17 protein-coding genes and 2 pseudogenes are annotated in these 22,313 nt (G+C 58.8%); 9 read left to right on the top strand and 10 right to left on the bottom strand.

The features are described 5' to 3' along the window. The first annotated feature begins 141 nt into the window (after positions 1–141). From AB4Z51_RS20095 to AB4Z51_RS20075, 5 genes and pseudogenes are all read left to right on the top strand, one after another. Positions 142–1,050: a class I SAM-dependent methyltransferase gene (locus tag AB4Z51_RS20095; RefSeq protein ID WP_135215032.1), complete on the top strand. Its 909-nt coding sequence runs from the start codon at positions 142–144 to the stop codon at positions 1,048–1,050. A gap of 85 nt (positions 1,051–1,135) precedes the next feature. Further along, positions 1,136–1,299: pseudogene (locus AB4Z51_RS20090) on the top strand (IS481 family transposase); the annotation flags it as partial. A gap of 1,331 nt (positions 1,300–2,630) precedes the next feature. After that, on the top strand, positions 2,631–5,741 hold the full coding sequence (locus tag AB4Z51_RS20085; RefSeq protein WP_441497814.1) for an Ig-like domain-containing protein: 3,111 nt from the start codon (positions 2,631–2,633) through the stop codon (positions 5,739–5,741). Between the two features lie 80 nt (positions 5,742–5,821). After that, positions 5,822–7,759, top strand: a complete 1,938-nt coding sequence (locus tag AB4Z51_RS20080; protein ID WP_135215030.1) for a type I secretion system permease/ATPase — start codon at positions 5,822–5,824, stop codon at positions 7,757–7,759. After that, positions 7,744–9,060, top strand: a complete 1,317-nt coding sequence (locus AB4Z51_RS20075) for an HlyD family type I secretion periplasmic adaptor subunit (protein ID WP_135215029.1) — start codon at positions 7,744–7,746, stop codon at positions 9,058–9,060. The genes AB4Z51_RS20080 and AB4Z51_RS20075 overlap by 16 nt, the downstream gene beginning before the upstream one ends. A 200-nt stretch (positions 9,061–9,260) precedes the next feature. On the opposite strand, the gene AB4Z51_RS20070 is transcribed toward AB4Z51_RS20075, so the two are convergent. Continuing rightward, positions 9,261–10,118 carry a hypothetical protein gene (locus tag AB4Z51_RS20070; protein WP_135215028.1) on the bottom strand — a complete coding sequence of 286 codons (858 nt, stop codon included), beginning with the start codon at positions 10,116–10,118 and terminating at the stop codon, positions 9,261–9,263. A 650-nt stretch (positions 10,119–10,768) separates the two neighbouring features. On the opposite strand from AB4Z51_RS20070, the gene AB4Z51_RS20065 reads away from it, so the two are divergent. Then, positions 10,769–11,323, top strand: coding sequence for an acyltransferase (locus tag AB4Z51_RS20065; RefSeq protein ID WP_135215027.1), 555 nt, complete (start codon positions 10,769–10,771; stop codon positions 11,321–11,323). On the opposite strand, the gene AB4Z51_RS20060 is transcribed toward AB4Z51_RS20065, so the two are convergent. The 3 genes from AB4Z51_RS20060 to rfbA form a co-directional block, all read right to left on the bottom strand. Beyond that, complete coding sequence (locus AB4Z51_RS20060) at positions 11,246–11,719, bottom strand: VanZ family protein (protein WP_225004953.1); 474 nt, start codon at positions 11,717–11,719, stop codon at positions 11,246–11,248. The genes AB4Z51_RS20065 and AB4Z51_RS20060 overlap by 78 nt on opposite strands. A gap of 81 nt (positions 11,720–11,800) precedes the next feature. After that, entirely contained in the window at positions 11,801–12,892 is a 1,092-nt protein-coding gene (rfbB, locus tag AB4Z51_RS20055; protein ID WP_135215025.1) for a dTDP-glucose 4,6-dehydratase, read from the bottom strand. Next, positions 12,879–13,787, bottom strand: a complete 909-nt coding sequence (rfbA, locus tag AB4Z51_RS20050) for a glucose-1-phosphate thymidylyltransferase RfbA (RefSeq protein WP_135215024.1) — start codon at positions 13,785–13,787, stop codon at positions 12,879–12,881. Before rfbA ends, rfbB begins: the two co-directional genes overlap by 14 nt. A gap of 140 nt (positions 13,788–13,927) precedes the next feature. Here rfbA and rfbC point away from each other — a divergent pair, with 140 nt between their 5' ends. From rfbC to AB4Z51_RS20035, 3 genes are all read left to right on the top strand, one after another. After that, positions 13,928–14,482: a dTDP-4-dehydrorhamnose 3,5-epimerase gene (gene rfbC / locus AB4Z51_RS20045; protein WP_135215023.1), complete on the top strand. Its 555-nt coding sequence runs from the start codon at positions 13,928–13,930 to the stop codon at positions 14,480–14,482. Next, complete coding sequence (gene rfbD, locus AB4Z51_RS20040; protein WP_135215022.1) at positions 14,482–15,483, top strand: dTDP-4-dehydrorhamnose reductase; 1,002 nt, start codon at positions 14,482–14,484, stop codon at positions 15,481–15,483. The genes rfbC and rfbD overlap by 1 nt, the downstream gene beginning before the upstream one ends. 124 nt (positions 15,484–15,607) lie before the next feature. Further along, positions 15,608–16,498, top strand: coding sequence for a DUF6538 domain-containing protein (locus tag AB4Z51_RS20035; protein ID WP_441497813.1), 891 nt, complete (start codon positions 15,608–15,610; stop codon positions 16,496–16,498). A gap of 591 nt (positions 16,499–17,089) precedes the next feature. Here the strand turns inward: AB4Z51_RS20035 and AB4Z51_RS20030 are convergent. From AB4Z51_RS20030 to AB4Z51_RS20005, 6 genes and pseudogenes are all read right to left on the bottom strand, one after another. Continuing rightward, a pseudogene (locus AB4Z51_RS20030) lies at positions 17,090–18,041 on the bottom strand (cupin domain-containing protein). A gap of 217 nt (positions 18,042–18,258) precedes the next feature. Continuing rightward, entirely contained in the window at positions 18,259–18,450 is a 192-nt protein-coding gene (locus tag AB4Z51_RS20025; RefSeq protein ID WP_441497812.1) for a hypothetical protein, read from the bottom strand. 97 nt (positions 18,451–18,547) lie between these two features. After that, a complete protein-coding gene (locus AB4Z51_RS20020; protein ID WP_244623178.1) occupies positions 18,548–19,024 on the bottom strand; it encodes a metallophosphoesterase in 477 nt (158 codons plus the stop codon). A 2-nt stretch (positions 19,025–19,026) separates the two neighbouring features. Then, positions 19,027–19,551 carry a hypothetical protein gene (locus AB4Z51_RS20015; protein WP_135215020.1) on the bottom strand — a complete coding sequence of 175 codons (525 nt, stop codon included), beginning with the start codon at positions 19,549–19,551 and terminating at the stop codon, positions 19,027–19,029. A gap of 13 nt (positions 19,552–19,564) precedes the next feature. After that, complete coding sequence (locus AB4Z51_RS20010) at positions 19,565–20,374, bottom strand: hypothetical protein (RefSeq protein ID WP_441497811.1); 810 nt, start codon at positions 20,372–20,374, stop codon at positions 19,565–19,567. Between the two features lie 340 nt (positions 20,375–20,714). Continuing rightward, positions 20,715–20,870, bottom strand: a complete 156-nt coding sequence (locus AB4Z51_RS20005) for a hypothetical protein (RefSeq protein ID WP_167768072.1) — start codon at positions 20,868–20,870, stop codon at positions 20,715–20,717. Positions 20,871–22,313: the final 1,443 nt, after the last annotated feature.

The following is a 22,313-nucleotide window of genomic DNA, read 5'->3' as shown; positions in this document are numbered from 1 at the left end:
CAATAGGCCGCAGACGATGATCGAGCCGACACAATATAATTGATTAATTTGAAATTTAAATCAGATTCTGTTATCAAGTACTGAATATATTCAGCCATTCAGCTATTCCGCCATTCGGCGAGCGTTCGAAAGAAAGAGACAATGCTCCAATACGTATTGGCTGCGCAGGCACTGAAGGTATTCTCGCTCAATGGGGCGACTAAGCGCCTTTATCGCACCCTGGGGAATAACCTGGGTGGTCGCGCGCGTGAACGGGGCTTGCCGGCACACTACCTTTCCCGCGCGGACCAAAATCTCGCTCAGCTGGAGCGCTTTGGTGCGATCCGCGATGGCTTGCGTCTGATGGAAATTGGGACGGGCTGGGTCCATTGGGAAGCTCTCTTCCTGCGATGCTTCTATGACGTCGAGATCGTCTTGATGGATGTTTGGGACAATCGCCAATTAGGCGGGTTCAGGGCCTATGCTGCCGAGCTTGGCCGGCGGCTTAACGAGACTCAGCGCAGTGAGGACCAAAAGCGACGCGCCAGGGACGTGCTCGGGAGCGTCGCTGAGTGCAAATCGTTTGACGAAGTTTATGATCTGCTCGGCTTTCGCTACGTCATCGGCGTCGAGAATGCGTACGCCGCTATTGGCGATGGCGAGTTGGATGCGATTTTCAGCAGCGATGTCTTGGAGCACATTCCGGCACCCGCGATCCCGCAGATGTGTCGGGAGCATTTCAGGATGCTTAAGCCGGGCGGTGTCAGCGCGCATCAGGTCGTTCCGTCGGACCACCTGACCATCTATGACAAGCACGTAAACAGTAAGAATTATCTACGATACGATGATACCGTCTGGAGCCTGTTCTTCGCAAATGACGTGCAATATGTGAACCGAATCCAGATGAGCGAGTGGGCCCACCTGTTAGAGGAGGCCGGTTTCGAGGTCGAGTGTCAGCCAATCGCGCGCGTCGACGTTTCTTCCCTAAAGATAGCGAACCGTTTCAAACGGTTGCCGCCATCTGATCTTGGCGTAACTGTCTTTCACTTGATGGGTCGCAAGCCAACATAGATCGGTCTTGCCATCCAGCGAATTAAGAGCAAGCACGCCCCGTGACTAGATCCATGCCGTCGGCTCCGACGATAGACACGATTAGCTCGAAGCTCACCTTGCCGACTTCATCAGCGCCTGCACTTGCGCCCGGCGGCTGAAGAGCCTGAATGGCCTCACGCCTTACGAATACATCCGCAAAAATGCAGGACTCCCCAGCCACAACGATTCAAACTCAATCCGCTCCAGAAAATGCCGGGACTAAATACCTGGCGTATCGGAAGTGGTATTCGGGCCCCACTGTGCCGACGGCTTGTGGCCGGAGGCGGCGTTAGGCGGCGAGTTTTTCGGGCCGATTGCTCTCGTTGATGCCTGAGGTCGGCTAGGCTTGGAATGGACACGGTGCTTATCGTTATCAACATAGATCCGCGGAAAGCTGCTGGAGAGCTCATCTCCAATGTTCAAAGCATGAGTCTTACTCGCGAGTTCGGCCTCGATAGGCGAACTGTTGGGCCGATGCGGCGAGCGACAGTTGCAGTTCATTAGAACGCTCATTGCAAACAACGACCGTGCCCCGGCGCGGTCGAACGATGATTGCCGTATCATCGGTGCAGCCGTTGCATGCGACCACCACCTCCATCTCATCGGGGGCGCCGCTGCCGAGCCATGTATTCAACTTCCGCGCAATCACCCGCATTATGTGCTGGGATGATGATCAGAGTCATGATGTCGGCCCGGATATATGTTCTCTATCGCTTATAATAATCAAAACTTGATTCATAATATAATATGCGTCGGGCAAGAATAGATGGGCTTGGCCCTCTCTTGCGATGGCCCGAGTGTCGTTTGGTCGCGGGTCAAATAATAAGATGCGCAAGATCATATATTCGATGGTTAGATTGCGCCTTCCTGCCCCGAATCTTTGGGCTGCGGCATCTCTGGCAATAGGCCGCAAGTGTCGGGGCGACCCGTTTGTCCTGTGCACTTGCCGGACGGGCACCCGTCGCGCTGCGTAATTTCCGCAATCGGTCCTGTTTCAATCCATCTGTGGTTTGTCGCGCATATTAAATCGTGGATCCAAGTTACGCGCTGTTCACCAAGTCCATCTTGGTCCCGCCCAATCCGTCGATGAAATAAAATGATAAATATCCCGCAAGGCGATTATTAAAGCGCGTCTCTTATGGTGCGTCGCATCGGATCGGCGGATGTCGCACGCATCAAAGAAGTCAGCTTTACTCAGTCGCGAGAATCTTGATATTCTAATGTCGCAGCCAAGAGTCTTGTCTTTCGAATGTAGCGTCGCAGTCACGGTGGCTGTTCGTGCGTGACTGGCTCTCCACAATTCCCGTAGTTCACGCAAACCCAGGTATTTCTGGGGTTTAGCTGTGCGAGATAACGCGTTTTCGAGGCCGCGACGGCAGGCAAAGGGATCGAAGCGAACGGAAATGACCGCAGCTAGGCCCACGTCTGGTCCCAAAAAAGCCGTCCGCGTTCGACCATTACGTCGACGTCACGGTTGTCCAGAACCGGTCGGCATGAGTGCGGGGACAAGTTGCGCTCATGCCGAATAGACGCAAGCAGCTAAATTAAGGAGAGGCGCTTTGGCTTACACGTTCAACGGAGTTGTTTATCCCGACGCCACCACTACCGGTGTGCCGCCAGGGGTAACCCTCAATCCCTATAATGGGGACATTACCATCAACACACCGGGAACGGTCATCTCAGGCCTCAAGATCACCGGCACGGTTTATATCAACGCCGACAATGTCACGATCAAGGACTGCAGCATCACGTCCACCGGCTACAACGTGGTCAATATCAAGAGCGGAGTGTCGGGTGCGGTAGTTGAAAACTGCGAAATCAATGGCACCGGCAACGGACCGCAAGGCCAGACAGGCATTGGTGGCCAGGGAACGTTCGCCAATAACAACATCTACAACGTTGAAAATGGCATCAACGTTGAGGGCAGCAATGTCGTCATCAAGGGCAACTACATCCACGACCTGAATGCGTCTGGCGGAAGCGCGGGTCACTATGACGGCATCCAGGCCCAGGGCGGATTCAACAACGTTCTTATAAGCGGGAATACGGTGCTCGGACGTGATACGTCGTGCATCATCATTCAAAATGCCTTCGGGCCGATAGACAACATCAAGGTCGATGGCAACTTGCTTCTCGGGCAGAACAACGCGGCTGCCACCATCTACGTTGAAGAAAAAGCCGGCTTCTCCGGTCAAATTACCAACGCTCAAGTCACGAACAATGTACTTGGCAAAGGCTTTTGGTATTGGAGCAGCATCGTAGATACTAATCCGGTGTGGACGAACAACGTTGATTACGCCACCGGCAAGCTCGTAACGACGAACAACACACTCTCAGGGACGCCCACGACCCCGCCAACCCCGCCTGCGACTCCAGACGCGCCGGCGATCGCTTCGTTTTCGAACGACACGGGAAAAGTCGGCGACGGCATCACCAGCGACACAACGCTCCAGCTGAAGGGTACGGCTGCGGCAAACAGCGCGATCAAGATCTACGACGGCTCGACCCAGATCGGCACGGCGACTGCTAATGCGAGCGGGAGCTGGGAGTATATTACGGCGGTACTGACCAACGCCCAGCACGTGCTGAAAGYGACGGCCACCAGTGCCAGCGGTCAGACCAGCGCCGCATCCGCTGCGCTCACGGTAACGGTCGATAATGTTGCGCCGACTGCCCCGGTGCTGAAAAGCAACACGGTTGTCGAGACGAACAAGGTACAGTTGTCCGGCACCGCCGAGGCGGGCAGCGCCATCAACGTCTATGATGGGGCGAACCTGGTCGGTACGGCCACGACGGGAGCGAATGGTAGCTGGAGCATCACCACCAGTGCCCTGTCGACCGGATCTCACACCCTGACGGCGAAGGCCACGGACGCCGCCGGCAATGTCAGTGCTGCATCGCAGTCGGCAAATCCGGTGATCGGCGGGGCGACTACGCCACCGCCGGCTACGCCGACGATCGTCTCCTTCTCGAATGACAGCGGCAAGGCCGGGGACAACGTCACCAACGACAACACGCTGACACTGAAGGGCACAGGCGCGGCCAACGCCACCATCACGGTGTTCGACGGCAACACTCAGGTCGGGAGCGTCAAAGCCGACGCCAGTGGCAATTGGAGCCTGACCACCGCGGCGCTGAAGGACGGAGCCCACAGTTTCACGGCCACGGCTTCGACCAGCAGCACCGCTGCTGCTGCAGCAGCGGCAACCGCAAGTCCAACGTCTGCGGTGCTTGCCGTCACGATCGATACCACGGCGCCGACCGCGCCGGTGTTGAAGGCGAACTCCGTGGTCGATACCAACCACGTGCTGTTGTCCGGCACCGCCGAGGCGGGCAGCTCCATCACGGTGTATGATGGATCGACTCTGGTCGGGACCGGTACGGCGGGGACAAATGGAAGCTGGAGCATCACCACCAACAGCCTGTCGAACGGTACCCATACACTTACTGCAACAGCGACGGATGTTRCAGGCAATGCAAGTGCCGCCTCGCAATCAGTTAAGCCGGTGATCAGCACCCCGACACCGCCGTCTCCCACGGCGCCTAAGATTGCCTCCTTCTCGAACGACAGCGGGACGGTCGGCGACAACATCACCAACGACAACACGCTGACACTGAAAGGCACGGCTGTGGCCAATGCCACTGTCAAGGTGTTCGACGGCACGACCCAGGTCGGAAGCATCAAGGCTGACGGCAATGGCAACTGGAGCGTGACCACGGCGGCGCTAAACGATGGCGATCACCACTTCACCGCCACCGGCACCGACGCGTCGGGGAAAGCCAGCGCGGCGTCTGCTGCCCTCGACGTCAAGATCGACACCCATGCGCCGGTCGCGCCGAGCGTAGGGCTCTACACGCAGGGCGGTTCGGCCGTCAGCGGCACGACCGCGCTCGACGACCTGATCGTCAAGGGGACCGCGGAGGCAAACAGCAAGGTCGCCATTTTCGATGGCGCCAAGCAGATCGGAACGGCAACCGCCGGCAACAGTGGCAGCTGGAGCTATGACACCGGCCACCTTGACGATGGCAGCCATAGCTTCACGGCCAAGGCTATTGACGTCGCCGGCAATACCAGCGGCTCTTCTACGGCTAAGGGCGTCACGGTGAGTGGGCACTCGTCGCCGATCGACATCACCGGATTCGGCTACTACAGCACGAATGCGTTCATCAAGGGTACGGCGGACGCTTACAGTCAGGTCAAGATTCTTGACGGCAACAAAATCATCGGTACCGTCAAGGCCGATGGTGACGGCGACTGGACTTACAAGGCGACCGGCCTGTCGGACCAGGTGCATACGTTCAAGGCTCAGGAGGTCAACAGCAGTGGTCAAGTGACCGGAACGAGCTCGGCGAGTGCAATCCTCGGCTCAAGCAAGGGCAACACGCTGACTGGTACAACCGGTGACGACATCTTCGTCGGCAACGGTCATCCGGATACCTTCGTATTCGATGCGAATTTCGGTAAGGATGTCATCAAGGACTTCAATTCTTACGGGCGTTCGCACGACACGGTCCAGTTCAGCAAGAGTGCGTTCAGCGACTTTGCGAGCGTTCTTAACCACGCCTCGCAGGTTGGGCAGGACGTTGTCATTGCGAATGGAGATGACTCGCTCACGCTGAAGAACGTCAAGCTCGGTTCACTGCAAAGCCACGACTTCCATTTCGCGTAAGCGAAGGGGCGCCATAAGGCGAAGTACATTCAATACCGCGGAGCCCTCGGCTCCGCGGTGCATGTCAGGGGACGTGTTCCATGAGCGATCTTGCACGGCGGGGGGATGCGCCCCCGCCGCTGAATATTGATGAGATACAGGTATCGAGATGGGCGATATTTATCGCCGCCCTCGGGCTTTTGGCAGAGCGGGCGCGATCATCGTCGCGCGCGTTGGGGCAGGGCTCGGTTGAGTTTGTACGAGCGCGGCTCTTTGCCCGCTCCCCCGGCTCTGCGGATCTCGACGATGAGCCGCAATCCGAGATTTCGGCATTCTTGACTTCGTGCCGTCGGATATTCTGGAGCCTTGCCGTCTTCAGCGGCCTGAGCAATCTCTTGATGCTCACCGGCTCGTTCTTCATGCTTCAGGTCTATGACCGGGTGCTGCCCGGTCGCAGCATTCCGACGCTCGTCGCGTTGTTGGTGCTGGCGATGATGCTTTATCTCTTCCAGAGCGGTCTCGATCTTGTCAGAAGYCGGATCAGTGTTCGGATCGGGCGTTACTTCGATGAGAGGCTCGGGCTTCGTGTGTTCGACGCAGTCGTGCGCCTGCCGCTCAAGACGCGCGGCGATGGTGACGGCCAGCAGCCATTGCGGGATCTTGACCAGGTTCGCAGCTTCTTGTCCGGGGGCGGGCCGACTGCGCTGTTCGATTTGCCCTGGATGCCGATCTATCTTGGTATTTGCTTCCTGTTCCATTTTTGGATCGGCGTGACTGCGCTAGTCGGCGCGCTGGTGCTGGTCGGTATGACAATCCTGACTGAAACGCGAACGCGCGGCCCGGCAAAGGCCGTCTCGCGTCTCGGCGTGACGCGTAGCGCACTCGCGGCGGAAGGGCGACGAAACGCCGAAGTGCTGCATGCGATGGGAATGAGGCGGCAGGCGGCGTTGCGTTGGCGGGATGTCAACGGAAAGTATCTCTCGGCGCATGAGCAGGCGAGCGATGTTGCAAGCGGGCTGGGTGGGCTTTCGAAGTTCTTTCGCTCGTTTCTGCAGTCACTTGTGCTTGCGGTCGGAGCGGTCCTCGTCATCAATCAGGAAGCGACCGCCGGCATCATCATTGCGGGCTCGATCCTGTCGGCAAGGGCGCTCGCCCCAGTGGAGGTGGCCATTGCGAACTGGAAGGGCTTCATTGGAGCCCGACAGTCGGCACATCGGCTCGATCGGTTGCTGAAGCTCCTGCCCGAAGAGGTTGAGCACCTCGGACTCCCCGCGCCCAAAGAGGCGCTCGTGGTGGAGCAGCTCTATGTCGCGGCCCCCGACTCGGAGAAGGTGATCCTCTCGGACATCTCGTTTCAATTGAAGGGCGGCGAGGCCGTCGGGATTATCGGACCCAGCGGATCAGGCAAGTCGACGCTGGTTCGTGCGTTGGTCGGCGTCTGGCCGCGGCTGCGTGGCAAGGTCAAGCTCGACAACGCGACGCTGGAACAATGGTCGAGCGATGCGCTGGGCAAGCACATCGGCTATTTGCCGCAGGACGTCGAACTGTTCGACGGCAGCATTGCCGTCAATATCGCGCGCTTCGATGTCCACGCAACATCCCAGGCGGTGCTGGAAGCTGCATTTGCGGCCGGCGCGCATGATCTCATACTCGCGCTCCCGGACGGCTATGCCACCAGGATCGGCGAGGGCGGAATGGCCCTGTCAGCCGGCCAGCGGCAACGCATCGGGCTCGCCCGGGCGCTCTATGGCAATCCTTTCCTGGTCGTGCTCGATGAGCCAACATCGAACGTCGACTCCGAAGGTGAAGAGGCGCTCACGGCAGCGATCACGAGCGTTCGCAGTCGTGGCGGCATCGTTGCCGTAATTGCGCACCGGCCAAAGGCCCTCGAAGGGGTGGACCATGTCCTGGTGATCGGAGAGGGAAGAGTTCAGTCCTTTGGGCCGAAAGAGGAGGTCCTCAAAAAGGTGCTGCGACCGGCAGCTCCGCTCAGGGTGGTGGCAGACGGACAGGGAGGCGGACGATGGATCGCGAAGTAGCAACGCCGGCGCTGCGGTCTATCCAGCGCTACATCATCGTCGGCATGGTCATGGTCGGCTTCGTTACTTTTGGTATCGGCGGCTGGGCCGCGACGTCCCAATTGTCGGGCGCCGTGATCGGACAAGGCGTCGTCGTGGTGGACTCGAGCGTGAAGAAGGTTCAGCACGCCACCGGCGGCATTGTCGGCGAACTGCGTGTCCGCGACGGTGACCGGGTGAAGGCAGGCGACATCTTGATCCGGTTGGACGAGACGCAAACGCTTGCGAACGCAACGATCGTCACCAAGAGTTTCGACGAATTGCTCGCGCGTCAGGCGCGCCTCGAAACCGAGCGCGACGGCGCCGAACAGATTCTGTTTCCAGCGACCCTGCTCGAACGAGCGAGAGACACCAATCTGGAGGCGGGGCGTGCGATCGCGGCGGAGCGCACATTGTTCGATCTGCGCCGGCAATCCCGGAACGGCCAGAAGTCGCAGCTCAAGGAGCGTAAGGCCCAGCTTCAGGATGAAATCAAGGGTTATGTCGGGCAAGCGGAGGCCAAGCAGAAAGAGGTCGAGTTCATCCGCCAGGAGCTCGAGGGCGTCCGGACGCTCTTCCAAAAGAACCTCGTGCCGATTACACGCTTGACCGCGCTCGAGCGCGACACCGCTCGGCTGGAAGGTGAGCGGAGCCAGTTGAGCGGCATGATGGCCCAGTCAAAGGGAAAGATAGCTGAGATCGAGCTTCAGATCATCCAGATCGATCAGGACCTGCGCACCGAGGTCGGCAAGGATCTCATCGAAACGCGCTCCAAGCTTTCCGAGCTCACCGAGCGCAAGACCGCGGCGGTGGATCAGCTCAATCGAATCGATATCCGCGCGCCGCAGTCCGGCCGCGTTCATCAGCTTTCCGTCCACACCGTGGGAGGAGTGATTGCTCCTGGCGAGCAGATCATGCTCATCGTGCCGGATTCGGATGCCCTCGCGGTTGAAGTCAAGATCGCGCCCCGAGACATCGATCATGTCTATGTCGGCCAAAGCGCGTCGATGCAATTCGCGGCGTTCAACCAGAAGACGACGCCTGGGGTCGACGGAGAGGTGAGCATGGTGTCGGCGGACCTGACGCAGGAACAGCGCACCGGAGCGAGCTATTACACGGCGCGGATTCTGCTCAAGGCGGAGGAGCTGGCGAGGCTCGGATCTGCCAAGCTGGTGCCGGGCATGCCGGTCGATGTCTTCATCAAGACGCCCTCGCGAACTGCGTTGTCCTACCTGATCAAGCCATTACGTGATCAGGCCGGGCGCGCGTTCAAGGAGCAGTGAGATTGACGAACGTGAGTGTCTTGACCGCCCTCCAAACCGACGCAGGTGAGCTGCGCCTGTTGCAATATACCCGATGACGGGCCAAGCGAGTGCCGAGATCCCCGTCCAGAACCGGCGCTCGGGACCCCTATTCGCAACAGCGGCGGCGCTTGGTCTATGCCATGCGCGTCGTGGCGGGGCGGCGTGCGTAACCGCCCGCTTCAGTTGATGAATCGAACAGCGAGCATCAACCTATCGCCTTGGGTGGGCGGTGATGCGCGGTGATAGCATGAGGTATCCTGAACGAAGCCGAGGCCTGCTTGGCCTTCAATGACAACTTCGTTCTCAATTCCATACTGCCGCCTTACGTCTGCCTCGCTCGCTTTGACCGAGCCGAGCAGCATGCGAAGCGGCTTGTGCTTGTGCGACCGCTTCATCATGACATGCGCGCCGGAATTGCGGTCGGTGTCAGTGATGTAGAAGCTGGCGTACACGAAATTGAATCCCATGACGTCATAATGATAGTCGATGACGCCGTGTTTCATCCGTCGGCGCGCCTCGTCGGTAAAGTCCGACGCGAAGCTCCAATCGAGGATGGTCATCACTCGACGTGGCTCGTGCCCCAGATAGCCACGCACAACAGCGCGTAGCACCGGATCATTGATGACAGCCTGCACGGCAGGACATCGCGAGGGCTCGCGGATGCCTCCGACCGGGATGTCCCTTCCGTCGATACATTTGCCTCGAACCACGTCGGCGTATTTGAATTCAGGTCCTGTCGGATCGAAGATGGCGTGAAGCGGTTCAGATCGGGCAAACGCCTCGATCTCGGCGACGGTGTCTGCCGGGAGTTGCAAGCCGATAAAGACGGCTTCCTCACGAATGGTTTGCACGACGCGAGGGATGTCGGTGCCAGGGAAGAGCGTCGCATGTTTCTCGGCATCAGGGACAGTCGGGCTTCCAAGACTCGCAGCCAGATGGCGCACGGAGCTGTAGGCGGATCGGACTGTCCTAAACCTTCCAAGCGCGTATGCGACGTCTCCTCGGGCAATCTTGGTTGCAATGGACTGGATGTTCATTTCGAGCTCCACGAAACACTGTGTTATTTAGATTGGATGTCCTTTTGGGATCTCTTTGTTGGATCTCTTTCTTCTCGCTTCACTTCGACCGGCGCGAATAAATCAACACGATAGGTGCCGCGCCGCGTAGCATTCCACGGTCTGATTTCTCGAGATTCAGCTTCCGATCATTCAGAGGAGCAGTCCCAGACGCGGTTTATGCAATCAATTTTCACGACCTCGCAATTATTGATCGAAACAACTGGGCCGCGCATCGCTACGAAGTCAAACACTATTTCGTGATTTAAATTTTGTAAATCCATTTAATATTTAGTCCTATAGAATATTATTAATTGACCGCGGGCTGCTCCATTGCCTTCTGTGTCGGGCGCGACACCTCCGGCAATTCCAGCGTGGCCTCCCCTGAGAGGAATTCTGGTGCATGTCGGGGAGGTTGCGCGAGCTTGGTCTTGGCCGCGCTCTTCAGGCAAGCCTTGGGGGCGGCGCGGTATCGAGTAAAATGTTTGATTTAATTCGTGACGACCGTAAAATCTTATTGAGCTACACCGTGAGCTGACAGCCCGCGGATGGTTCGGCGCGGCCAGAAAAAGACGTTTTWATGCGTCGCTTCGTGAGATGCGCGTGAGAATGGCCCAAGAGAGTACCTTTGGATGACGCAAAAGTCGCAGTCGGGAATGCCCGATGAGATGGTTGACAAGTGGCTGGGGCTCATAAGGCCATTTATGCAGGCTCTCGCGATCCGTAAAAAGGCGCAGTTTGGCCGGAGGGTCTCGATCGGAGACCTCCTGACCGAGCGCGGCGACAATGCGGCTGCCTACGGCTTCGGCGAGGGCACCACCATGTATGATGGCGTGCTGGTGCTGGGAGATGTCCGGGTCGGCCGCAACACGTGGATAGGACCAGGCTGTATTCTGGATGGCTCCGGCGGCCTCGACATCGGCGACTGGTGCTCACTATCCGCCGGCGCCCAGATCTACTCGCACCACACGGTCGGCCGCTCCACCTCGCTTGGCGAAAAGCCCATTGACTACGCTCCGACCAGGATCGGAAATGGCGTCTACATCGGACCCAATGCGGTCCTTCAGATGGGCATCACGATTGGCGACAAAGCCGTGATAGGCGCTAATTCATTCGTCAACCGCGACGTTCCGGCTGGTGCGAAAGTATTCGGATGTCCGGCGCGTATTCGAGCGGATTTCAGGTGAGGAACTCTGGGGCAGCGTTTCGCAACGGTTTTTCGCCGAGTATTGCTGCTGGCTGCGAAGCGTTTTCCCCAAACTGAGTATCGCGTGGCCCGCTCCCAGACCTAGACAGCCGCCCGCCATCTTCTCCACCGCGTCGGCCAATCGCGCATGGCGATCGGGCGTGGCAAGCTGCATGAGCTCGAGTAGTGCAGCGCTTCCGATCACGAGACAAAGCACGAGCGTGGTATGGCGCGGATAGGCGAAGCAGAACAAGAGCCCAATCGGAATAAACGCGGCGACATGCTCGAGGCTGGTTGGATAGCGAAGAGTTGGACGTGCGCCGAGCGGCGAAATGGTGGCATAGACGAGGAAGCACAAGAATGTCCAAGCGGCCACAGCGGCAATTCTCTGAGCCATAGCGGCTGGTCCTGACATATGCGGGAGCTCGGCGATTGCGTTCGGTGAAAGGCGGGCGATCCAGTGCTTCGCGCCTTTGCTTTATTGAACGGGGCTTGGCCGGGTAAGCCCGCTGCTCAGCCCAACCCTTCTGGCCTCATAGCCCTTTTCTAGTATCGCTCGCCACCATCGTTTTTCGTCCACATACCATCGTACGGTCTTTTCGATCCCGCTTTCAAAGGTCTCTTGCGGGCGCCAACCGAGCTCGAGTTCAAGCTTCGAAGCATCAATTGCGTAGCGATGGTCGTGGCCGGGGCGGTCTTCCACGAAGGAGATCAAGCGCCGGTACGGATGTTCTTTGGGGACCAGCTGGTCTAACAGGTCGCAGATGGACTCGACGACACGAAGGTTGGTTCGCTCATTCCGGCCACCTATATTGTAGGTGCCGCCGACCTTGCCGCGTTCCAGCACCAGCGAGAGAGCCCTTGCGTGGTCTTCCACGTAGAGCCAATCTCGAATGTTGCTGCCGTCGCCATAGATCGGCAAAGGCTCTCCCGCGAGACCTTTGATAATGATGTGGGGGATCAGCTTTTCCGGGAAATGATAAGGGCCGTAATTGTTCGAACAGTTCGTTACGACCGTAGGCAGATCGTACGTTTCGTGCCATGCCCGGACGAGATGGTCGGATGAAGCCTTGGTCGCCGAATAGGGTGAACTCGGTGCATAGGCGGTGGTCTCGGTGAAAAGGCCCTCGTCACCCAGCGAGCCAAATACTTCATCGGTGGAGATGTGTAGGAAGCGAAAATTTTCGCGCTTCCGGGGCGCGATCGCTCGCCAGTAACGCAGCGTCTCCTGCAGCAGCGTGAAGGTACCGACGACGTTGGTCTGGACAAATTCGTTGGGGCCGTCGATCGAGCGGTCGACATGGCTTTCGGCGGCCAGGTTCATCACCGCGTCGGGCTGATACTTGTCGAACAACGTCCGCAAGCCAGCGCCATCGCAGATACATTGCTGTACGAAGGCGTAGCGAGGGTGGCCGCAAGCCGGGGTCAGCGAGTCGAGATTGGCGGCGTAAGTAAGCTTGTCGATATTGACGACGCGAGCCTGCGTATCGCGCAGGAGATGTCGTATGACAGCGGACCCGATGAAGCCAGCTCCGCCAGTGACAAAAATCGTGGGATTATTCAGCCGCATGCATCGTCTCGACAATGGAGCTGCGTGCGTAGTCCCTCGCGACCGATTTCAGATATTCTCCGTAGCTGCTCTTGTTGCTCTTCTCGGCGGCCCTTTCGAATTGCTGCAACGAAATGTAACCTTGGCGAAGCGCGATCTCTTCGGGGCAGGCGATGTGAAGGCCTTGGCGCTGCTCCAGGATCTGAACGAAATGGCTGGCCTCGACCAGCGAAGCGTGAGTGCCGGTATCGAGCCATGCGAAGCCACGGCCGAGGACCTCGACGAAAAGGTCGCCCCGCTCGAGGTAGGCTCTGTTGACATCGGTAATCTCGATCTCGCCGCGCGCCGAAGGTTTAACATTCGCAGCGATATCAAGCACATCGTTGTCGTAGAAATAAAGACCGGTTACCGCAACGTTGGACTTCGGATGTTTCGGCTTCTCTTCGATCGACAAGGCATGGCCCGACCGGTCGAGCTCCACCACGCCATAAGCCTGCGGCTCATTGACTACATAGCCGAATATCGTCGCGCCCTTCGCACGAACGGAAGCAGTGGAAAGTGCGTTAGGGAGGCCGTGTCCGTAGAAGATGTTGTCACCCAAGATCAAGGCAACCGAATCCGAGCCTACGAAGTCGCGTCCGACGATGAAAGCATCTGCGAGCCCGCGCGGTGTCTCTTGTGTGGCGTATTCGAAGCGGAGGCCGATCTCCGAGCCGGTGCCTAGCAAGCGCTGAAACAGGGGACTGTCTTGCGGTGTCGAGATGATGAGGATGTCTCTAATGCCCGCTAGCATCAGGGTTGACAGCGGATAGTAGATCATTGGCTTGTCGAAAACGGGCAGGAGCTGTTTCGATACGACCGTGGTAACTGGATAAAGGCGTGAACCGGTACCGCCAGCGAGAATAATGCCTTTCATCGCCCCTCGCAAAATACTTGGTTTTGTGGAAATATAAGTTTGATCCTCAATAGTTTTCCGATTATCTATTTAATATGGCTGTATGTCCATAGTTAATTTAATATAATAAATTCAATCGCCTAGTCGGCGCGGGTATAAAGATGAAAATTATCGCCTCGGACATTCCGGACGTATTAATTTTTGAGCCGGATGTGTATGGGGACGCGCGTGGATTTTTTTTAGAGACTTATCAGTTTCAACGCTATGCGGCAGCCGGCCTGAATCGCCCCTTCGTGCAGGACAATTTGTCTCGGTCAACCCGTGGCGTGCTGCGCGGGTTGCACCTGCAATATCCCAATTCGCAAGGCAAGTTGGTTACTGCATTGCGGGGAAGGGTGCTCGACGTGGCTGTGGACGTGCGGGTCGGCAGCCCTCATTTCGGGCGACATGTCGCCGTTGAACTGACCGAGGAAAACCGTCGCCAGCTTTGGATTCCCCGCGGCTTCGCTCATGGTTTCATCGTTCTCTCTGAGGTGGCGGAGTTCTTCTACAAATGCGATGAGTATTACAGCCCGAGAGACGAGCGCTCTATTCGGTGGGACGATCGTGCGATCGCGATTCGATGGGGCCTGGAGAATCCGAGGCTCTCGGCCAAGGATGCGGAGGCGCCAATGCTGTCGGAGATCGTGGATCTGCCGATCTTTGGCGAGGTATGATGCGGATCTTGCTGACAGGCAGTACAGGGCAGGTCGGGGGCGCGCTTCTGCCGCTGCTCGGAGAGCTCGGAACCGTCGTTGCGCCACCACGCGCCCTATTTGATCTTGCCAGGCCGACCACGCTTGAGCGTGGGCTTGATGAGATTTCGCCCGATCTGATCGTCAATCCCGCTGCATATACCGCGGTCGACCGTGCGGAAGATGAGCGCGAGCTTGCCGGTCTCGTCAACGCCAGAAGCCCCGAGGCGATCGCAAACTGGGCATTAGCGCACGGCGTTCCGATCGTACATTTCTCGACCGATTATGTGTTCAACGGTAGCGGCAGCCACGCGCGCGCCGAGCAGGATCCGACCGGTCCCCTTTCAGTCTATGGTGAGAGCAAGCTCGCTGGCGACGTCGCGGTCCAGGCATCCGGCGCGCGTCATCTGATCTTCCGCACCTCCTGGGTCTATGCGGCACATGGCACCAATTTCCTGAGAACGATTTCAAGGCTTGCGAGTGAGCGCAAGGAGCTGAGGATCGTCGCAGATCAGGTGGGCGCGCCGACCAGCGCGAGATCCATCGCTGCTGCCGTGATGACGATCTTACGAGAGCACCCCGGCAATCTCGAGCGGCTGTTTGCCGAAAAGCGGGGCGTCGTGAACGTGGCTTGCAGCGGTCAGGCAAGCTGGCATGAATTCGCCGTTGCGATCGTCGAAGGGTTGAGAGCGCGCGGGGTGGTGCTCCCAGTCGAAGCGATCATTCCGATCGCAACCTCGGACTTTCGGACGCGTGCAGTTCGCCCCGCCAACTCGCGTCTCGATCTCAGCCGCTTGCGTCACGACTTCCGGATCGCAATGCCCCGCTGGGAGGACGCCTTGGCCGTTGAGCTCGACGAATTCGCGGGCTTTGAGGCAGCTATCGCCACCTCGGCGGAGATTCCTGCAGCGATCAGGTGGCGCTCCCGCGGATTTACCGCCACGACGTTGCCGCTTAACGGGGCCCGATGCACGCGGGAATAAGTGCGCCCCCTCCCGCCCCAGCCAGATGCTCCGCTTCCCCTGAAATTCCTCACCAAACCGGCCTGGCTGGGGAGCTGCTGCACAGCTCTGCGACACATCACTGCTGCACAGGTGTCGTGATCCCATGGCTGCGCATATTTTCCGGAGGAATGCTGTGTATTACTGGCGCCGCCGTCCACGGCGGCCGCTTGCCAGTTTCTTTTCTTGTCCGCATCTTTTTCTGAGCTTGAAGACGACCAGCCGCGCGACGGCGCGGCGCCTGGCCGTTCAACTCGACCTGATCCTGGAAGATGCAGCGATGCTCGCTGAACGCGACACTCTCGATCTGTCTTCGTCTCAAATTGAGACAATGCTGCGTGCCGTGGTGACCAACCATTTGGGCAAGCTGGAGCGCGTTGCCACTGCGGCCAAATGCGCCCCCGATTTCGACATCCGACAGGTGCGCCTGGATGACAAGAAGGCCTTCTGGACCTACGCCCTCCTGGATGCGCAAGGCCCGGGTGCCTGCCTACGGCGTGAGGATTACGATCAGATGGTCGCAGACGGGTTCAGCGCCTCTGATATCAACGATGTATGGCAGCACCTCTGTTTGCTGCGGAATAACAAGCTGGTCCCGACTAAGCCGCRTGTGCTGCGTCGACTAGTCGAAGACGTTGAGGCGGTACCGACGGCCATGAACCTCGGCATTGCCCAGGGCATCTACTACCGCGGTTTGAAGCTCGCTCTCGCCAGCATCGACCGCCGCTATGGCGGCAATCGGGTCGAGGATGCCTGCCTCGACCGGATGATCCTTGCGCAAAACGATCCACCGTCGCCGCGCCCGGCTATGGGAGTGATGCACGACAACGGTCCGCCCCGCGATCCACCGAAAAAGGAGACCTTGCTAGCGAGCGCATCGGCCGCACGCCAGAGCGTCAGCACGTCCGCCCGCCAATCGTTGGGGTTAGCGTACTGCAAGCCGGCGAAGATCGGCGCCAACGCTAACCGCAACGGGGCATATCTCACATCCAAGTAGGGCAGTCGGATTTCATATACGCTTCCATCGCAGGCGCGCGCTCTGGCTCTCGAATTGCCATCAAACGCTCGGGGAATCGGCGCCGATAAGTCATTCCGACGCACGCGATCCTCCTTTGCGCTCATCATCAGCGGGGGTTCCGCCGCTCGATCTTGACCGGCCTGAGATCATCCATGGTTTCGTCGTTACAGACTTGTTGCCATAGTTGGACTCACCGCGATCAAAGCAGCAAGCACTTCCAAGGATAGTTGAATGCTTGGTCGAGCGATTGAGCTGCCTAAATCCGGTTTCGCGTTGGAGATCGGCAACCTGATAAGACCGAACTCTGCACGAAGGAAAGTGCTGAGCCGGGGCATTAGAGCTGAAACGCCGCTTAGGCTCTACGAGTTCGAATCTACGACGCTGTTGCGTAGTCCAACTTGGAGTAGCCGACCAAAGGTCGGGACCGACCAGCGAGACCGTCGCATCGTCGTCCAGGGTCTCTTCTGCTGGACATCGCTGGTTCAATACTTCCCATTGCGTCCGTGGTGTCCTGGCCGTCACAGTTTGCAGGCGCACACGGTTGGGCGTGCGATTAAGTCAAATGCTACCTCAATTGGCGACTTCTGCTTCTTGAGTGTCTTGCAGGCTGCCACTATTAGCGCGTCGTGTTGCCCGGTATCGGCCGCGTGATAAGTCGTGCTGTCGATAGAATAGCTTCGAGAAGGCCGCAGACGTCTCGTAACCGACCCGGCTTGCAATCCGCGCGATGGGCTCGTCATTCGTCTCCAGCAGAAATGCGGCTTCCGCCATCCGGCGTTCGATGACGTACTGGTGCACGGATTGGCCGACGAGCCTAGTAAAGCGTTCCGAAAATGCCGAGCGGCCAAGCCCCGCGCGGCGGCCGAGGTCGTTCAAGGTCCAAGGCCCCTCCGGGCTCTCATGGGTGAGTTTGAGTACCGGCCCGATGTGCGGGTCGGATATGGCCCCGATCCAGCCGCCTTGCCCGGGACTGCGATCCAGTGTCGGAGTACTTCGACAAAGAGCACTTCCGTTAGTCGCGAAAGCGCAACGCGTTGGCCAGGCCGCTCAAGCGCGGACTCGCTGACCATGCGGCGCAGGATTGCTTCGAGCCAGCCACTGTCCGCCCTCGGCTTCAGCAAGAGCACGCGCGGAAGCAGCTCCAGCACACTCCCGATATTGGCCGCGACACGGTGAAACTGCCGCAGATCATGGTCGAGGACGGCTTCGCACGACTGCCGTGACGAATGACACCGAATCGCGATGAAGCTCGATCAATATCAATAATCCGCAAAGGCTTGGCCCGGCGATCTGAATAGAACACATGGGGCTCTTCACGTGTGATGACGACAAAATCGCCCTCGGTCATCTTGATCTCTCGGCCTTTGCCGAGCGCTAGGGTTGCTGAGCCCCGACTGAGATAGTGAAATAGGGCATAGGGGCCCGCAGGCAACTCAAGATGCCAGGGATGGCCAAGCTCGAAATGAAATAGCAGTGTCCCGCCGAGGCGAACGCGATCAAGTACTTGGGCGAGGATGTCCATGCGCGGAGGTACACACGCGGATGATCGCATACAATGCTTGGGAGGCATCGYGGGGCATCGGACTGGCCACGACCGGGATTTTGATCCGACATCAAGAAGAGTGCCTGCAGGAGAGAGCGCAACGGTGGGCTTCACCGCTTTGTTGCAGACCACGATGAATTGGGGACAGATTGTCAACGTTCATTCCCGTTGTCTCGGGGGCGACCGTCTTTTCTTGTCATGCCTCGATCTCGACAACCAAGGTGCAATCGAAAGCCGGGTTCTCTTTGCCGTAGCCATGCGGATTGGCGATGATGCGTGTCTGTCCGACTCGATAATCGAACGAGTTGTGGACATGGCCGTGAACCCAGAGGGCCGGCTGATAGGCTTCGATCAGCTCCGACAAATCGGAGACAAAGGCGGCCGTCACCCAGTCATCGCGATAAATCGGAACCACTGAATTTCGATGCACCGCGTGGTGCGTTACTACGATAGTCGGCCCAGTGAACGGCACGGCCAGGGCCTCTTCAATAAACGAACGCGAGCGTTGATGCAGCAGCTCCGCCTCCTGCGGCCGGAAACGGAGCCACGGCTTCTTCAGCCAACCGATGAAGCGGTGATCGTTCATGGCGGCCGCGCAAGTCTGCATGACCGGGACCTGTGTCGCCAAAAAGGCGATAGTCCGTCCACAAGGTTGCGCCCACGAAGCGGGTGCCCCCAAGTGTGACCTCGGCATCTTCAAGGAGATGAACGTTAAACGAAGGCGCCAGCGCACGCGCTTCCTCCAGCTCGGGCGGAAGAAAGCGGCGATAATATTCGTGATTTCCCATGACCATAACAATCGGGATGGCCAATGGCACGATCTGGCGCAGCCGTTCGAAGGCGCGTCGTGCGCCTTCGCAGGTGTCGCCGGCAACCACGACGACATCGATGCCCTCCGCAAGAACGATATGCTTGATAGGGAGGACATCAGCATGCAGATCGGAGAAAATCTGGATCCGCATGATTACTCCTCGCCTTCGCAGAATGCAGCGGCAAGAGCCGCTTCGCTTGCGGCAAACTGTTCGCTGCTCATCGGGCAAGCTTTGTGCCGGTCGAGCCAGGCAAGGCCCAGTTCCTCGGCGGAAGGATCACCCCACTGGCAGCGGCCAAGAACGTGCGACAGAACCAGTACCGAGGCGGGATCGCCCGCAAGCGCGCAAGACAGAAGAGCCGACATGACGATGTCGATCTGCAGCGTCACGACGCGCAGCGGTATCAGCGAAAGCGCCATTCCGACGGCAGCGGTGGCATCGCCCGCCAACGCAGCAGCGGCTTCCGTGCCGCCTCCCATGACGGCAAGCCCGTCGAGCGCGGCGGAAACTTGGAGATGCTCCGCGCCGTCCAGCTGATGCGGGGGCAATAGCCGCCACCACACCAGCGGGTGCGCATCTTCAGGGCTGTAGGTCTCAGGCGCTTCAGGGGCTCGGCCGGCCTCACCGCTTTGTGCACTGAGCAGCTGTTCGAATTCCTGCGAGTACTTAGAGGACATATGCCTTACCCTCCTAAGCGTCGATCAGGATGGTGTGGGGGTGGCGTACCGGCTGCCACACGCGGACGCCGATGTGCGCGCCGGTCACCACCTTGGCGGCAATGGCTGCCGACGGGAACCAGACGTTTGCGATCAGGCGAGATCGATCGCCAACACCATCGATATCGACCAGCACCTTCTTGTTTCGCAATTCCTTACGACGATCGGTAATGATCTTGTGCGCGCTCGGATTGACGACGTTGCGAACTTCGGACCCTGCGGTCACGATGAAACCGCGCTCAGAATGCGGATAACCGCGGGCATAGATCCCTGTATAGAGCAGTTCGCGCTCGCTACTGTTTGCGGGATCGACGCGGACATCGATCTGCATGGGGTCGCCATCCTCGGGGCCGATCGGATCAACCTCGACCTCGGGAGCAAGCATCGCCGAGTGCTGGTTGTCGAAGTTCGAATCGAGCGCACGGCAGCCGGCGTCGAACAGGAAGACGCGGGCGTCCATGACAATGCGCTCCAACTCGGCGCGCTTTTCCTCCGGCACCGCCGGGATCTGCGGGTCGCGCAAATTGGTGACGACCACATAGTTCATCGACTGCGCGATTTCCCAGAGGCGATACTGAAGGTAAAGGACCGGCAGCTTGTCCAGCCACGGATCGGGGTAGCCGACGATCACGTAGACCTCGCGAGCAAAGTTCTTGGTCGGATCGTCGAGGTGGTCGATAACTCGCGAGAACCCGTTCTTGGTCTCACCCACGTAAACCGTGTTGTGGTTGGCCAGAAGATATCCGGCGGCGCCAACGGCACGGTCGAGCGCGATGCGGGACACCTGCGGCATCGGGCAAGCCCACACCGCGACGCGGCTGGCATCATTGTAAATGCGGCGCAAGCCGGTGGTATCGCCCTCGGGGCGATAGATCTTGGATGTGCAAGCCGCAAGCGCCGGCAATTGGAAAATGGACGACATATTGGATCCCTCTAAGTATTTGAGAGATCGCGAGGCCAATGATCGCGTCGGTTCGCCGAGCTGCCGGTTCCGGAAAATCCAAACGCGGCAGTCAGGACCGGTCTCATCCGTCGCGAAGGCGGATCAGATCGGAGGGCAAAGCGTCGTCGCGATCGTGTACTGCGCCGCAACAACGACGCAATGCATCGAACGCGATCGAAGCCTAGGCGTTGTGCGGGCCGCTGGACACAGCCACTGCGACGGCGGCGAAGCAAAGCTCCACCGCAAGCGAGTGCAGCGCCTCGGCGACGGGCGCGCTGGCCTTGAGCAACAGGAGGGGCGGGGGCAGCGAATCGGAGATATAAGCAGACTTAGCCATTATCGACTCCCTATTAGTCGGTGGTGGTCAGGCCGTCGCTTCGTATTTGCACTACTTGGCGGCGGCCGCTTTGTCTCGCAGCTTTGCGAGGCAACCGAGGTATGGTCCGATCCGCGTCGTGTCTACGGTTGGCCGAAAATTTCTCCAGTCAGGATGGTTAACGAGCTATTGTACGGACATCTCGATTGAGCCGGCTGGCGATTTCGACCTGATCTGCGGAAGGAGTTCAGCGCGAAGCGGTAGCCCGCGGGGTGTATCGGCTGCGGACAACATCTTCGATCCGCCGGGCCCACGGTACCCCGCCAGCGTCTGCGGCCGGCGGGATACTTAGGTTTGCCCGAGCCTTTCCCGTTTCGCGAATGTTGCGTGGAATTGGCTGACTGGGCTCACTGCCAGATCGATAGACATCTTGAACCGCTGGCGAGAGATCTGGCCCGTTGCAATCTCTTAACCCTGCATGAGGGCTAAGCTTTCGGGAGTCATTCGTCGTGCAACGAGTTTTTGACGTTTTGCAACGTGTCCTTGGGGAAATCCGGTGGCCGGCCCATCGCATGACGCGTCCCAAGAACACGTTGCAAAACGTCTAAGACACGTTTTTTAACGTGCCATGTAATGGGGGGCCGAGTTCAAAAGTGCGCCGCCTCACCTCCCGCCGACGTCCACCAAAAGGGATGTGCCGAAGGGGGAAATTTCAAGCACGAGAAGCGGGCCTCTGCGCTCCACTTGTAACTGGATCTCGGGTGCTGGGGCGCCCTCACTTTGCTTTACTAAATTATCGGGGCGCCCGTCGAATTGCTTTCAGCAATTCGCCCGTCCGGCGCACCGCGCTGCCTGTCGCCATTCGCACTGGAACAGCCTTTTTAGGGAGACGGGCCCGGCTGGGAGGCGCTTTGATGTACTGCCGGGGCCGCTCCGCCAGCCGAGAGACAAGCTCAGCATCATTTAAGTGACGCTTGGCGTCCCAAGTTCCTGCCAGTCAGTCTGCGGAGTTCAGGGTGGTAAATGACGACGGCGGTAAGTCCGCAATAAGAGAGGGCCGCCTTGCGGGGCCAGTCTAATGTCATCAACGCCGATCAGCGGTCCGTACAAATACCGATAGACAGCGACGCCCCACTCTCATTAAGAGTTTGGCGGGGCCTTTGGTTGACTTGGCAGGGCTAGGTTAGGCTGCGATTGCAGCGAGCCCATCGATGCCTGCCTGTACATCGATACTATTTACGTGATGATCGCGTCGCGTTGATCGCGTTCAGATTGTTCAACACCGCCTTGCGGTGTTTCGGACTGCGTCGGCTTACCGCGACGGCAACACCCCCTTGGTGGGGACCATAGTCAGTGGACTATGGTGAAGGCATCGCTCGTTCATTCTGAACTGACGCCCGGAACATTTGGCCCGCCAGCTCACGCTGGCGGCCGAGGCAAAAATATCAAAATGGCCTGGGCGAG

This window comes from Bradyrhizobium sp. 2TAF36, from assembly GCF_052114925.1.
Classification (GTDB): Bacteria; Pseudomonadota; Alphaproteobacteria; order Rhizobiales; family Xanthobacteraceae; genus Bradyrhizobium; species Bradyrhizobium barranii.
This window is presented reverse-complemented; position numbering and strand designations above follow the sequence as displayed.

Bases quoted from the DNA above. Each gene is read 5' to 3' on its own strand.
- AB4Z51_RS20060 (WP_225004953.1), bottom strand. From the start codon at position 11,719: ATGGCTCAGAGAATTGCCGCTGTGGCCGCTTGGACATTCTTGTGCTTC.
- AB4Z51_RS20015 (WP_135215020.1), bottom strand. From the start codon at position 19,551: ATGTCCTCTAAGTACTCGCAGGAATTCGAACAGCTGCTCAGTGCACAA.
- AB4Z51_RS20075 (WP_135215029.1), top strand. From the start codon at position 7,744: ATGGATCGCGAAGTAGCAACGCCGGCGCTGCGGTCTATCCAGCGCTAC.
- AB4Z51_RS20005 (WP_167768072.1), bottom strand. From the start codon at position 20,870: ATGGCTAAGTCTGCTTATATCTCCGATTCGCTGCCCCCGCCCCTCCTG.
- rfbB (WP_135215025.1), bottom strand. From the start codon at position 12,892: ATGCGGCTGAATAATCCCACGATTTTTGTCACTGGCGGAGCTGGCTTC.
- AB4Z51_RS20095 (WP_135215032.1), top strand. From the start codon at position 142: ATGCTCCAATACGTATTGGCTGCGCAGGCACTGAAGGTATTCTCGCTC.
- rfbC (WP_135215023.1), top strand. From the start codon at position 13,928: ATGAAAATTATCGCCTCGGACATTCCGGACGTATTAATTTTTGAGCCG.
- rfbD (WP_135215022.1), top strand. From the start codon at position 14,482: ATGCGGATCTTGCTGACAGGCAGTACAGGGCAGGTCGGGGGCGCGCTT.
- AB4Z51_RS20070 (WP_135215028.1), bottom strand. From the start codon at position 10,118: ATGAACATCCAGTCCATTGCAACCAAGATTGCCCGAGGAGACGTCGCA.
- rfbA (WP_135215024.1), bottom strand. From the start codon at position 13,787: ATGAAAGGCATTATTCTCGCTGGCGGTACCGGTTCACGCCTTTATCCA.
- AB4Z51_RS20065 (WP_135215027.1), top strand. From the start codon at position 10,769: ATGACGCAAAAGTCGCAGTCGGGAATGCCCGATGAGATGGTTGACAAG.
- AB4Z51_RS20020 (WP_244623178.1), bottom strand. From the start codon at position 19,024: ATGCGGATCCAGATTTTCTCCGATCTGCATGCTGATGTCCTCCCTATC.